Below are 12,752 nucleotides of genomic sequence, written 5' to 3' on the forward strand. Positions count from 1 at the left end.
GCGGCCGTCTCAGGCCGTGACGATGCCGGGCATCTCGTCGTAGTCGAACACGCGGGCGTGCAGCACGACGCGGTTCCGCAGCGCCGAGCGCACCGCCCGGTGCAATCCGTCCTCGAGGTAGAGCACCCCGTGCCACTGCACCGCGTGCGGGAACAGGTCGCCGTAGAACGTCGAGTCCTCCGACAGCAGCCGGTCGAGTTCGAGAACCTTGGTCGTGGTGACGATCTCGTCGAGCCGCACCTGCCGCGGCGGGATCTTGGACCAGTCGCGCAGCGACAACCCGTGGTCCGGGTACGGCTTGCCGTCCATGACACCTTTGAAAATCATCGCCTCGTCATCCGCCCGTGGTGGTTGCCTCTGCTCGTCTCCGCCCACCACAGTAAGGCCTGAACCGGTATCGGCGACGCGACGATTAGACTGGACCGAGCCGAGACGCACGTGCATCTGCGCGTAGCTCAGGGGATGTGACGGCCGACCCGAACGAAGGTTCGGTGACGTCGCTGCTCGTGACGATCGAGAACTGGAGGTGGACGGCGATGTCGAGTACGGACGACAGACGGTTCGAGGTTCTCCGCGCCATCGTCGCCGACTACGTCTCGACCCAGGAGCCGGTGGGATCGAAGGCGCTGGTCGAGCGGCACAATCTGGGTGTTTCCAGTGCGACGGTGCGCAACGACATGGCGTTCCTCGAGAGCGAGGGCTACATCGCCCAGCCGCACACGAGTTCGGGCCGTGTCCCCACCGACAAGGGTTACCGGCAGTTCGTCGACCGCATCGCCGACGTGAAGCCGCTGTCGACGGCGGAACGCCGCGCGATCCTCGATTTCCTCGAGTCCGGGGTCGACCTGGACGACGTCCTCCGGCGCGGTGTGCGCCTGCTCGCGCAACTCACACGCCAGGTCGCGGTTGTGCAATATCCCACACTCTCGGCGTCCTCCGTCCGCCACCTCGAGGTGGTCGCGCTGACCCCCGCGCGGCTGCTGCTGGTGCTCATCACCGACTCGGGCCGAGTGGATCAGCGGATCGTCGAACTCGGCGACGTCCTCGACGACGAGGACCTGGCGCGGCTCCGCGGACTGCTCGGCGGCGCCCTCGACGGCAAACGGCTCGCGGCGGCGTCCATCGCCGTGTCGGAGCTGGCCGACGAGGCCCCCGAAGATCTGCGCGACGCCGTGATCCGGTCGGCCACCGTGCTGGTGGAGACGCTCGTCGAGCATCCCGAGGAGCGGCTGGTCCTCGGCGGCACCGCGAACCTGACCCGCAACGCGGCCGATTTCACGGGAATCAGCGGATTCCCCGGTTCGCTGCGTGCGGTCCTCGAGGCGCTCGAGGAGCAGGTGGTGGTGCTCAAGCTGCTGGCCGCCACCCAGGACGCGGGCACGGTGACGGTGCGGATCGGCGAGGAAACCCAGGTGGAGCAGATGCGCGGCACCTCCGTCATCTCGACCGGCTACGGTGCGGCGGGCACCGTGCTCGGCGGAATGGGCGTGCTCGGACCTACCCGGATGGACTATCCGGGAACAATCGCGTCGGTGGCAGCCGTTGCGAGATACATCGGCCAGGTGCTCGCCGAGCGGTGACGGCCGGCCCGGCGACAGCGCCGCGCGTGGACAGCGCGCACGGACCAGTGGCGAGATAACGAAGCAGAGAAGGACGAGAGACTCAACGTGGCACGGGATTACTACGCAACGCTCGGCGTCGATCAGAAGGCGACCGATCAGGAGCTCAAGCGCGCGTACCGCAAGCTTGCGAGGGAACTGCATCCCGACGTGAACCCCGACGAGGCGGCGCAGGCCCGGTTCCGGGACATCTCGACGGCCTACGAGGTGCTGTCGGACCCGGAGAAGCGCCGCATCGTCGATCTCGGCGGCGACCCCCTGTCCTCGGGCGGCGGCGGAGGCGGTGCCGGCTTCGGCGGCGGTTTCGGTGGCGGCCTCGGCGACGTGTTCGAAGCGTTCTTCGGCGGCGGAGGCGGTGCGGGCCGCGGGCCGCGCGGCCGCGTCCAGCCGGGCGCCGATTCACTGCTGCGCACCAAGCTGACGCTGGCGGAGTGTGCGACCGGCGTCAGCAAGCACGTCACCGTCGAGACGGCGATCCTGTGCGACAGCTGCACCGGTTCGGGCACCAACGGCGATTCCACGCCGGTGCGCTGTGAGACGTGTGGCGGCGCGGGCGAGGTCCAGTCCGTGCAGCGTTCGTTCCTCGGTCAGGTCATGACGTCCCGGCCGTGTCCCACCTGCCGCGGTGCGGGCGAGACGATTCCCGACCCGTGCCACAAGTGCGGCGGCGACGGCCGGGTGCGCGCCCGCCGCGACATCACGGTGAAGGTGCCCGCCGGCGTCGCGGGCGGCATGCGGATCCGGCTCGCCGCGCAGGGCGAGGTCGGCCCCGGCGGCGGACCCGCAGGCGACCTGTACGTCGAGGTGGTCGAGCAGGCGCACGAGGTGTTCGTGCGCGACGGCGAAGACCTGCACTGCACGATCCGGGTTCCGATGATCGACGCCGCCCTCGGCACGACCGTGACGATCGACACGATCATCGACGGTCCCAAGGAGATCACCATCGAGCCGGGCACCCAGCCGGGGTCGGTGACGGTCCTGCGCGGGCACGGCATGCCGAAACTGCGGTCCGGCATCCGCGGCGACGTGCACGCGCACCTCGAGGTCGTGGTGCCGTCGCGCCTCGACCACAAGGAGACGAAGATTCTCCGCGAACTCAAGGACCTGCGCGACCGCGACGTCGCCGAGGTCGTCTCCACCCAGTCCCAGCACAGCGGCGGATTGTTCTCGCGCCTGCGTGAAGCGTTCAGCGGTCGCTGACCGTGGCGGCGACTGTCTTCTTCCTCGACGCGCTGCCCGAGGTGGGGAGCACCGCCGTCCTGGACGGCCCCGAGGGCAGGCATGCCGCGACGGTGCGCCGGATCGGTGTCGGGGAGCGGATCGTGCTGGCCGACGGCCGGGGTGGTCTCGCCGACACCGAGGTGACGGCGGCCGGGAAGGACCGGCTCGAACTCACCGTCCACGAACGGCGTCAGGTGACGGCGCCGTCGCCGAGTGTGACCGTGGTGCAGGCGCTTCCGAAGGCGGAGCGGTCCGAGCTGGCGGTCGAACTGGCCACCGAGGCGGGGGTCGACGCGATCGTGCCGTGGCAGTCGTCGCGGTGCGTGGCGCGGTGGGAGGGCCCGAAGGTCGCGAAGGGTGTCGCTCGCTGGCGTAGCGCCGCTCTCGCCGCCGCCAAACAGTCCCGGCGGGCGATCGTGCCCGAAGTGTCGGAACTGCACCGCACCGCGGGAATGCTCGCCGTCGTCCGCGAAGTGGTCGGCCGGGGCGGAGTCGTCGCCGTGCTGCACGAGGCGGCGACGCAGGGCCTCGCCGAGCTTCCGCTGCGTGCGGCCGCCGAGATCGTGCTCGTCGTCGGTCCCGAGGGCGGTATCTCCGAGGAGGAGATCACCGCGCTGACCGAGGCGGGCGCCGTGCCCGTGCTGCTCGGTCCGCACGTCCTGCGGACCTCGACCGCCGCGGCCGTCGCGCTGGGCGCCATCGGCGTCCTCACCGACCGCTGGGGCGCGGCCCCGCTAGCCTGACTGTCCGTGGACCGCATTCGCATCGCCTACGGAACCGAACCGCAGCAGTTCGGGCACTTCTATCCGCCCGAGGAACCGGTGTCGACCCCGGTGCCGGTGGTGATGGTCGTCCACGGCGGTTTCTGGAGCGGGAAATACCACCTGAACCTGGGCACGAGTTTCGCGGTCGACCTGGCGCGCCACGGTGTCGCGGTCTGGAACATCGAATACCGCAGGCTTGGTGCGGGCGGCGGGTGGGACGAGATGTCCGCAGACGTTCTCGCCGCGCTCGACGCGATCGCCGGTCCGGTCGCCGAGCGGTCGGCGGTCCCGTTCGACCTGTCGAAGGTCCGGGTCGTGGGTCACTCGGCGGGCGGGCAACTCGCGGTGTGGCTGGCCGGTCAGCGGCAGACGGCGGTCCGGCCGGAGAAGGTCGTGTCGCAGGCCGGCGCCCTCGACCTCGCCTCCGCGGGGGAACGCGGCAGGCGGATCGGATACATCGAGGATCTCCTCGGGGTGCCGTTCGACGAGGACCCGGATCGGTACCGCGCCGCATCCCCGCTGCACCGCATCCCCACCGGGGTGCCGGTGGTGTGCATCCACGGCACGGAGGACGCACAGGTCCCGGCGAAGGTGAGCGTCCGGTACGGGGAGGCGGCGCGGGCGGCAGGCGATCCGGTCGCGCTGCACATCGTCGAGGGAGAAGACCACTACGCGTTCCTGAATCCCGAGACCGAATGCTGGAAGATCTCGCGGGACGCCCTACTGTCCGGTGACGGCGAGTTCTGAACTGCGGTCCCCGGATTCGGGTGTGACCGTGCGTCCGGGCAGGACGAGTGCCACGACCAGCGCGCCGATGCCCGGTGCGAGTCCACCGATCAGACCGGCCTGGGAGACGACGTCGTGCGCACCGCCGGAGTCGTGCGCCGCACCGTCTACGCGCATTTCCCCAGCCGCGAGGCGCTCGTCGAGGGCATCGCCGACGAGGCGTCCGCCGCCCTCGTCGCCGCCATGGGGGACGAGGCGCGGCAACCGGAGCGTCCCGACCTCGCGGAAGCGATGACGATCACCCTGCTGGACCAGGCGAATTCCGGCGAGGTGCAGGATTCGGGCGAGTCGTTCGCCGTCGCGTACCTCGAGGTGCTGGGGTTGACGCCTGCCGAGGGGACCCGCGTCGTGGACGAGGCGCGGCGGTGGCTGCGCGAGAATCCGGCCGTCCTGGATCGGTGACGGCGTCGCGTAATCGGGTGGGCGCTGTGACCTGCGAGCGATAGACTTCCCTCATCGCGACGACCGTCGTGACCGACCAGGAACCGGGAAGAAGGCCATATCCCTCACGTGAGCGAACAAGACCAGAACGGCGAGACGTTCGGCGCCACGCGTCCGGCGGAACGCACCGTGCGTTCGAGTATCGATCTCCCACCCGAAACGGTCCCGCCTCTCCTCGGTTCTTCCGACGAGAATCTGCGCGCTCTCGAACGGGTCCTGGACGCAGACATCCATGTACGCGGCAACGCCGTCACGTTGACGGGACGGCCCGGCGACGTCGCGCTCGCCGAGCGGGTCATCGCCGAACTGGGCGCCATCGTCGGTCGCGGGCAGCCGCTGACCCCCGACGCGGTGCGCCGCACGGTCGGCATGCTCACGCAGGGCCTGAGCGAATCGCCCGCCGAGGTCCTCACCCTCGACATCCTGTCGCGTCGCGGCAAGACGATCCGGCCGAAGACGCTGAACCAGAAGCGGTACGTCGACGCGATCGATGCCAACACCATCGTGTTCGGTATCGGGCCCGCGGGCACCGGCAAGACGTACCTCGCCATGGCGAAGGCGGTGCAGGCCCTGCAGACCAAGCAGGTGTCGCGGATCATCCTCACCCGCCCCGCGGTCGAGGCGGGGGAGCGGCTCGGGTTCCTGCCCGGCACGCTGCACGAGAAGATCGATCCGTACCTGCGGCCGTTGCACGACGCCCTGCACGACATGATGGACCCCGAGGCCATTCCGAAGCTGATGCAGTCGGGTGTCATCGAGGTAGCGCCGCTCGCCTATATGCGCGGCCGCACGCTCAACGACGCGTTCATCATCCTCGACGAGGCGCAGAACACCACCGCCGAGCAGATGAAGATGTTCCTCACCCGGCTGGGCTTCGGTTCCAAGGTCGTCGTCACCGGCGACGTCACCCAGGTGGACCTTCCGGGCGGCGCCCGGTCCGGGCTCCGCGCAGCCACCGAGATCCTCGGTGACATCGACGACATCTATTTCGCCGAACTCAACAGCAGCGACGTGGTCCGGCACCGGCTGGTGTCCGACATCGTCGACGCGTACGAGCGTTTCGAGGCGGACCGGGACGGCAAGGTCGAGCTCGGGAACCGCGCACAGCGGAGAGCGGCGCACTCGCGTTCTCCACGACGGTAGGGTGAGTGTCGCCGGAACCAGGAGGAAGCGACACACATGAGCATCGAAGTCTCGAACGAATCGGGCATGGACGTCTCCGAAGAGGAGCTGATCAGCGTTGCCCGCTTCGTGATCGCGAGGATGGACGTGCACCCCGCGGCCGAGTTGTCGATGGTCCTCGTGGACTCGGCCACCATGGCCGACCTCCACATGCGGTGGATGGACCTGCCCGGTCCCACCGACGTGATGTCGTTCCCGATGGACGAGCTCGAGCCAGGCGGCCGCCCGGATTCACCCGAGCCGGGACCGTCGATGCTCGGCGACATCGTGCTGTGCCCGTCCTTCGCCGCGGACCAGGCCGACAAGGCCGGTCATCCGCTGGCCCACGAACTCGCTCTGCTCACCGTGCACGGTGTGCTGCACCTCCTCGGCTACGACCACGCCGAACCGGAGGAGGAGAAGGAGATGTTCGGCCTGCAGAACCAGTTGCTCGACGACTGGTACGAGGATCTGCGCAGGGCCGAACGCGACGCCGCGCTCGCTGCCCGGGACCAGAAGCTGCTCGGCAAGGCCGGGTTCTTCGACGCCCCGGATCAGTAACCGCCACGTGAAGGGTCTTCTGTGAGTAGCGCCATCGCGCTGATCGTCCTCGCGATCGTCCTCGTCCCTCTCGGTGGTGTCTTCGCCGCCGTCGATTCCGCACTCAACACGATCTCGTCCGCGCGCATCGAGGAGATGGCGAAGGAGGATCGCCCCGGCGCCACCCGGGTGCTCCGCATCCTGTCGGATCGTCCCCGGTACGTGAATCTCATGGTGCTGCTGCGCATCCTGTGTGAGATCACGGCGACGGTGGTGCTCGTCGGAGGCCTGTCCGATCTCCTCGAACCCGTGTGGGCGCTGACGTTCACCGCCGTCATCATGGTGCTCGTCGACTACGTGGTGATCGGGGTCGGCCCGCGGACGCTCGGCCGCCAGCACGCGTACACGATCGCGTTGATCACGTCGTTCCCGCTGCAGGTCATCGGAACCCTGCTCGGTCCGATCAGCCGCCTGCTCATCCTGATCGGCAACGCGATCACCCCGGGCAAGGGATTCCGCAACGGCCCCTTCGCCTCCGAGATCGAACTGCGCGAACTCGTCGACATGGCGCAGGAACGGGGCGTGGTGGCCGACGAGGAACGCCGGATGATCCAGTCCGTCTTTGAACTCGGCGACACCTCCGCCCGCGAGGTGATGGTGCCGCGCACCGAGATGGTGTGGATCGAAAGCGACAAGAGCGCCGGGCAGGCGACGTCGCTGGCCGTCCGCAGCGGACATTCGCGGATTCCCGTGATCGGGGAGAACGTCGACGACGTCCTCGGGGTGGTCTACCTCAAGGACCTCGTGCAGCAGACGTACCACTCCCGCGACGGCGGACGCAGTGTCCTCGTCGGCGACGTGATGCGGCCCGCCGTCTTCGTGCCCGATTCCAAACCGCTCGACAGCCTGCTCGCCGAGATGCAGCGCGACCGCAACCACATGGCCGTGCTGGTCGACGAATACGGCGGCATCGCAGGCCTGGTCACCATCGAGGACGTCATCGAGGAGATCGTCGGGGAGATCGCCGACGAGTACGACCAGGACGAGACCCCGCCGGTCGAGGACCTCGGCGACGGCATGTACCGGGTGTCCGCGCGGCTGCCGATCGAGGATCTCGGTGACCTGTTCGGCATCGAGGTGGAGAACGACGAGGTCGAAACAGTCGGTGGGCTCATCGGATACGAACTCGGCAGGGTGCCGCTCCCGGGATCGGAGGTCGTCTCGCACGGTCTCGTCCTCCGCGGTGAGGGTTCGCCCGACGTGCGCGGGCGGGTGCGGATCAGCACGGTCTTCGTGCAACGCGCACCGATCGACGAGGACGACGACGTCAACGACCGTGAACGGGAGGGCGACGATGACTGAACTGGACGCCGAGGACGCGAAACTGATCGTGCTCGCGCGAGGAGCGTTCGGCCGCACCGGAAGTGGTCAGGGCGCCGCCGTCCGCGATCTCGACGGCCGCACCTACTCTGCCGGCGCGGTCGCGTTGACGGCGCTGTCGCTGACCGCGCTGCAGGCGGCCGTCGCGGCGGCGGTGTCGAGTGGTGCCGAGGGTTTCGAGGCGGCAGCCGTGATCGGCGGGGACCCGGACGACCCGGGCATCGCCGCGCTACACGAAGTCAGTGCGCAGGCGGCCGTCGTCTTCGCGCGAACCGATGGATCCGTGATCGAGGAGCAACATGAGTAAACCCGAATTCCGTTCCGGATTCGTCTGTTTCGTCGGACGGCCCAACACGGGCAAGTCCACGCTGACCAACGCGCTGGTGGGCAGCAAGATCGCGATCACGTCCTCGCGGCCGCAGACCACCCGGCACACCATCCGCGGCATCGTGCACCGCGACCACGCACAGCTGATCCTCGTCGACACCCCGGGGCTGCACCGTCCCCGGACGCTCCTCGGCCAGCGCCTCAACGACCTCGTGCGCGACACCTACTCCGAGGTCGACGTGATCTGCCTGTGCATCCCGGCGGACGAGAAGATCGGCCCCGGCGACCGGTGGATCGTGCAGCAGGTCCGGCAGATCGCGCCGAAGACCACGCTCGTCGGCATCGTCACGAAGATCGACAAGGTCAGCAAGGACATGGTCGGGCAGCAGTTGCTCGCCGTCTCCAAGCTGCTCGGGCCGGAGACGGACGTCGTGCCGGTGTCCGCCGCCTCCGGTGAGCAGGTGGAGGTGCTGGTCGACGTCCTCGCGTCGAAGATGGAGGAGGGCCCGGCGTTCTACCCGGACGGCGAACTCACCGACGAACCCGAAGAGACGCTGATGGCCGAACTCATTCGCGAGGCCGCTCTCGAGGGCCTCGGCGACGAACTGCCGCACTCCCTGGCCGTGGTCATCGAAGAGATCATCCCCCGCGAGGGACGCACCGAGAAGCAGGGCGAACTGCTCGACGTGCACGCGCTGCTGTACGTCGAGCGGCCGTCGCAGAAGGGCATCGTGATCGGCAAGGGCGGCGCCCGCCTCCGCGAGGTGGGGACCAAGGCGCGGCTGCAGATCGAGAAACTGCTCGGCACCAAGATCTTCCTCGAACTGCACGTGAAGGTCGCCAAGGACTGGCAGCGCGACCCGAAACAGCTCGGCAGGCTGGGGTTCTAGGCGGCTCCGCCGCCCGTGCGTGGTTGGCGAGTCCAGGGACCCGTCAACCACGCACGGGGCCGGCGGCCCGCAGGAGAAGCAGCACCGACGCCGCGAAGTCGTGCTCCCCGTCGCTTCCGGTGGCGAGTCTGCGCAGTTGCAGGCCGGCGATGGTCGCTACGACCGTGGGGGCGACGGACTCCGCATCGGGGACGCCGAGGGCGGTGAGAATCGTCACCGTCAATTCGTCGTACGCGGCGAAACATTCGGCGGCGGCCTGACGGAGTTCGTGATCGCGGCCCGCCTGGATGTACAGCTCGAACGGGGCGATCCGCTCCGCGGAGAACGCCAGATCCTTCGCGACCTTCTCGGTCAGTGCGGCGACGTCCTCGAAGCTCAGCCCCTTGTCGCGGTACCCCTCCGCCAGCTCCGACAGCCGCTGCGTCTCCTCCGTCACGAACCCCGACAGCGCGGCGCGCAGCAGGTCCGTCTGCGTGGGGAAGTGGTACGTGATGGAGCCGAGCGAGACCCCGGCCTGCGCCGCGATCCGCCGATTGGTCACGCCGGGAATGCCTTCCGTGCCGACGATGTGCAGCGCCGCCGCGAGGATGCGGTCACGGACGTCCGTCGAAGCCACGCTCACCACCACTTCCCGGGACGTTCCAGGTCCCACCGGAGCACCGACTCGAGCTGGGCCGCAACGGAAACCAGGAGCGGCTCCGCGTTGTCGTGCCCCATCAGCTGGGCGCCGATCGGCAGGTTTCCGGACGTGAACCCGGCCGGGACGTTCACGCTCGGCCAGCCCAGCACGTTCCACGGCCACGCGTACGGGCAGACCGCGGTGATCACCTTGTCCGTGGCCCACGAACCGATGCCGTCGATCTCCTCGACCCTCGGCGGGGGAGTGGCGGTGGTGGGGGCGAGGACGAGGTCGTACTCGTCGAAGATCGCACCGACGCGTCGCCGCATTCTCGGCTCGGCCGCCCGGGCGGACCGGAGCGGGGCCCCGCGCAACAGCCGCCCGGTCCGGGCGTTGCCCTTCGTGCGGGGGTCGACGAGGGACGGGTCGGGGACCTTCCGCATCCAGTCGTCGATGCCGACCATCGACCGGGGGAGGAAGCCGAGACCGAACATGATCCCGTAGTCGGGGTCGTCCACCACGACGCGGTGCCCGAGCCTGCGCAGTGCCTCGGCGATCCGCGCGACACCCCGGCGCACCTCGGGGTGCAGCGTGGTGGGGGTGGCGGTGAACGGGATCCGGAGGGACAGCGCGATGCGCAGCGGCCCGGGGTCGCGGCCGATGGCGTCGCTGACGGTGACCGGCGGCGGTGTGTGGATGTCGCCCTCATGAGGTCCCGCCGCGATATCGAGGAGCAGGGCCGCGTCGGCGACCGTCCGGGCCAGCGGTCCGTTGACGGTGAGACCGTAGAACGCCTCGGCGGCAGGCCAGGTGGAGATGCGGCCGCGTTGCGGCTTGATCCCGACGAGGTTGGTCCACGCGGCGGGGATGCGGATGGAACCGGCGCCGTCGGAACCGATCGCGGCGGACACGAGGCCGGCGGACACGGCCGCCGCAGCGCCCCCGGACGACCCGCCCGGGGTGTGGTCGCCGTTCCACGGATTGCGGGTGTGACCGAAGGCGGGTCCGCCGGTGAGCGGCCACTGCCCCAGTTCGGGACTGTTGGTCTTGCCGACGACGACGGCACCGGCCGCGCGCAGTCGCCGCACCATCTCGGAGTCCCGCGCCGCGGGCGGGAAGTCGCCCGGGCAGCCGAACGCGGTGGGCTCCCCGGCCACGTCGACGTCGTCCTTGACGGCGATCGGGACTCCGAGGAGCGGGAGGCGTTCACCGGCGGCGATCCGGCGGTCGGCCTCCGCGGCCTCGGCGAGGGCCTTGTTCCGGCGGACTACCTTGAACGCGTTGAGCGTCGGCTGGCTGGCATCGATGCGGTCGAGGGCGGCGCGGGTGGCCGCGACCGACGTGGTGTCGCCGGAGGCCAGGGCTTTCACCTGTTCGACGAGTCCCGGTGACCGGTCGCCGTCCTCTTCGCGCCGCTGTTCGCTGCCCAGTTGTCCCGTGCTCATCTCGCCCCTCCCCGTGACTGTTCGTTCGAACGAACAGTATCAGCGGAGGTGCCTGCGGACCACCTCCCCGATCACCCCGGCGGCCCCGCGGGCCGCGGACTCGGGCAGTCGGGCGTACCCGCAGACCAGTCCCTGGGGTCCGCTCGGCGTGGTGCGGTAGTCGGCGAGGCTCGGCACCGTCACCCCCTGGTCCTGCAGTTCCGCGGCGAGGGCGACGTCGTCGACCGAGCGCGGCAGTGTCAGGACGACATGGAGACCGGCCTCGATGCCGGCGACCCCGACGTCGTCCGTGCCGACCGCGGACAGCTGCTGTTGCAGTGCGGCGACGAACGCCGACCGGCGGGCCGCGTACGTGCGGGAGGCGCGGGCGAGGTGCCGCGACAACGCACCCGAGTCGATGAAATGCGCAAGCGCGAGGGCCGTGATCGCACAGCAGGCCTCGCCGGTCGTGTCCAGCGCCCGGATGATCCCCGGCCGCAGCGCCGCAGGGGCGATCACCCACGCCACCCGGACCGCGGGAGTGAGGATCTTCGACGCGGTGCCCACGTAGGCCACGCAGTCGGACCCGCGGTCGATGCTGCGCAGGGCGGGCAACGCCGACACGTCGTAGCGGAACTCGCCGTCGTAGTCGTCCTCGATGATCAGCGTTCCGGACGCCGCGGCGTCGGCGACGAGCCGGGCCCTGCGGCCCACCGGCATCCGGGCGCCCATCGGATACTGGTGGGCCGGCGTGCAGTAGGCCGCCGCGTCGGTGCCGCGCAGCAGTGCGGGATCGAGGCCGTCGTCATCCACGGGCACGCAGCGTGCCCGCGCGCCCGCGGCCTCGAGGACCAGGCGGGCCCGGCTGTAGCCGGGCTCCTCGAACACCACGTCGCGGCCGCTCAGCCGGGCCGCGGCGACGAGAGTCCGGAGCGCGGAGCCCACTCCGGGAACGATCACGAGTTCGTCGGGCCGCGCCGCGATGCCCCGGGTGCGGCGCAGATGCCCCGCGAGGGCGCGCCGCAACTCCGGGTGCCCGTCGGGGCCGGGAACGTCGGACGTCACCGTGGCGGCCGCGGCCGACCGCCACGCCCGGCGCCAGTCGGTGGTCGAGATCAGGCCGGGGTCGGGGTGGCCCGGGGTGAGGTCCCACCGCGCCTCCGGTGTCGCGGCAGCGGCCTGCGACGCCCGCTCCGACGTGTGCGTGATCGCGTGCGAGGCGACGTGCGCGCGGGCCGCCACGTCGGCGCCCGGTGCGATCCGGGTGCCGGAACCGGCACGGGCGTTCGCGTATCCGGACGAGCAGAGTTCGTCGTACGCGTCGACCACCGACGCCCGCGCGACCGTCAGGTGGCCGGCGAGCGCCCGCGTGGAGGGCAGCGGATCGCCGGGCCGCAGACGGCCGCCCCGGATCTCGTCGAGGATCGACTCCGCGATGCGGTGCCGAAGCGGTGCGTCGGTGTCGGGGAGCCGCAACGTCAGGTGCAGTTCGGGGCTGATCCGGGGCATGAACCCACAATACTGGTCTGCCGATATTGTCAATTGTGGATCTGGAAGCTGATCCACATAGGGGCGAGGAT

15 protein-coding genes are annotated in these 12,752 nt (G+C 70.0%); 10 read left to right on the forward strand and 5 right to left on the reverse strand.

The window, feature by feature from the left end; all coding sequences use genetic code 11:
* Positions 1–9: 9 nt before the first annotated feature.
* The gene (locus CJ179_RS40000) at positions 10–327 is read right to left on the reverse strand and encodes a type II toxin-antitoxin system VapB family antitoxin (protein WP_005261240.1); all 318 of its coding nucleotides are present in this window, start codon (positions 325–327) and stop codon (positions 10–12) included.
* 209 nt (positions 328–536) lie between these two features.
* Here CJ179_RS40000 and hrcA point away from each other — a divergent pair, with 209 nt between their 5' ends.
* From hrcA to CJ179_RS40020, 4 genes are all read left to right on the forward strand, one after another.
* Positions 537–1,580, forward strand: a complete 1,044-nt coding sequence (gene hrcA / locus CJ179_RS40005) for a heat-inducible transcriptional repressor HrcA (protein WP_072946667.1) — start codon at positions 537–539, stop codon at positions 1,578–1,580.
* A gap of 87 nt (positions 1,581–1,667) precedes the next feature.
* Positions 1,668–2,819 carry a molecular chaperone DnaJ gene (gene dnaJ / locus CJ179_RS40010; RefSeq protein WP_072946628.1) on the forward strand — a complete coding sequence of 384 codons (1,152 nt, stop codon included), beginning with the start codon at positions 1,668–1,670 and terminating at the stop codon, positions 2,817–2,819.
* A gap of 2 nt (positions 2,820–2,821) precedes the next feature.
* The gene (locus CJ179_RS40015) at positions 2,822–3,583 is read left to right on the forward strand and encodes a 16S rRNA (uracil(1498)-N(3))-methyltransferase (RefSeq protein WP_095865189.1); all 762 of its coding nucleotides are present in this window, start codon (positions 2,822–2,824) and stop codon (positions 3,581–3,583) included.
* Positions 3,584–3,589: 6 nt separating this feature from the next.
* Positions 3,590–4,351 (forward strand): S9 family peptidase, encoded by a 762-nt coding sequence (locus CJ179_RS40020; RefSeq protein ID WP_095865190.1) that lies wholly within the window; start codon positions 3,590–3,592, stop codon positions 4,349–4,351.
* Here CJ179_RS40020 and CJ179_RS52350 read toward each other — a convergent pair.
* Positions 4,325–4,507: a hypothetical protein gene (locus CJ179_RS52350; RefSeq protein WP_143051461.1), complete on the reverse strand. Its 183-nt coding sequence runs from the start codon at positions 4,505–4,507 to the stop codon at positions 4,325–4,327. The genes CJ179_RS40020 and CJ179_RS52350 overlap by 27 nt on opposite strands.
* Between CJ179_RS52350 and CJ179_RS40025 the strand changes: the two genes are divergently transcribed.
* From CJ179_RS40025 to era, 6 genes are all read left to right on the forward strand, one after another.
* Positions 4,484–4,792, forward strand: a complete 309-nt coding sequence (locus CJ179_RS40025) for a hypothetical protein (protein WP_373560187.1) — start codon at positions 4,484–4,486, stop codon at positions 4,790–4,792. The two genes, CJ179_RS52350 and CJ179_RS40025, sit on opposite strands and share 24 nt — an antisense overlap.
* A gap of 108 nt (positions 4,793–4,900) precedes the next feature.
* Positions 4,901–5,974: a PhoH family protein gene (locus CJ179_RS40030; protein ID WP_012688199.1), complete on the forward strand. Its 1,074-nt coding sequence runs from the start codon at positions 4,901–4,903 to the stop codon at positions 5,972–5,974.
* 36 nt (positions 5,975–6,010) lie between these two features.
* The gene (gene ybeY, locus CJ179_RS40035; RefSeq protein ID WP_072946632.1) at positions 6,011–6,553 is read left to right on the forward strand and encodes an rRNA maturation RNase YbeY; all 543 of its coding nucleotides are present in this window, start codon (positions 6,011–6,013) and stop codon (positions 6,551–6,553) included.
* A gap of 21 nt (positions 6,554–6,574) precedes the next feature.
* The gene (locus CJ179_RS40040; protein ID WP_072946633.1) at positions 6,575–7,894 is read left to right on the forward strand and encodes a hemolysin family protein; all 1,320 of its coding nucleotides are present in this window, start codon (positions 6,575–6,577) and stop codon (positions 7,892–7,894) included.
* Positions 7,887–8,219: a cytidine deaminase gene (locus CJ179_RS40045; RefSeq protein ID WP_072946634.1), complete on the forward strand. Its 333-nt coding sequence runs from the start codon at positions 7,887–7,889 to the stop codon at positions 8,217–8,219. The genes CJ179_RS40040 and CJ179_RS40045 overlap by 8 nt, the downstream gene beginning before the upstream one ends.
* Complete coding sequence (era, locus tag CJ179_RS40050) at positions 8,212–9,129, forward strand: GTPase Era (protein ID WP_072946635.1); 918 nt, start codon at positions 8,212–8,214, stop codon at positions 9,127–9,129. The genes CJ179_RS40045 and era overlap by 8 nt, the downstream gene beginning before the upstream one ends.
* Positions 9,130–9,172: 43 nt before the next feature.
* On the opposite strand, the gene CJ179_RS40055 is transcribed toward era, so the two are convergent.
* The 3 genes from CJ179_RS40055 to CJ179_RS40065 are packed head-to-tail and all read right to left on the reverse strand — an operon-like array spanning position 9,173 to position 12,681.
* On the reverse strand, positions 9,173–9,745 hold the full coding sequence (locus CJ179_RS40055; RefSeq protein WP_072946636.1) for a TetR/AcrR family transcriptional regulator: 573 nt from the start codon (positions 9,743–9,745) through the stop codon (positions 9,173–9,175).
* 2 nt (positions 9,746–9,747) lie between these two features.
* Positions 9,748–11,193 carry an amidase gene (locus tag CJ179_RS40060; protein ID WP_095865191.1) on the reverse strand — a complete coding sequence of 482 codons (1,446 nt, stop codon included), beginning with the start codon at positions 11,191–11,193 and terminating at the stop codon, positions 9,748–9,750.
* 39 nt (positions 11,194–11,232) lie between these two features.
* Positions 11,233–12,681 (reverse strand): PLP-dependent aminotransferase family protein, encoded by a 1,449-nt coding sequence (locus CJ179_RS40065; protein WP_095865192.1) that lies wholly within the window; start codon positions 12,679–12,681, stop codon positions 11,233–11,235.
* Between the last annotated feature and the right edge of the window lie 71 nt (positions 12,682–12,752).

Source organism: Rhodococcus sp. ACS1, from assembly GCF_002300155.1.
In the GTDB taxonomy this organism is placed as follows: Bacteria; Actinomycetota; Actinomycetes; order Mycobacteriales; family Mycobacteriaceae; genus Rhodococcus_F; species Rhodococcus_F koreensis.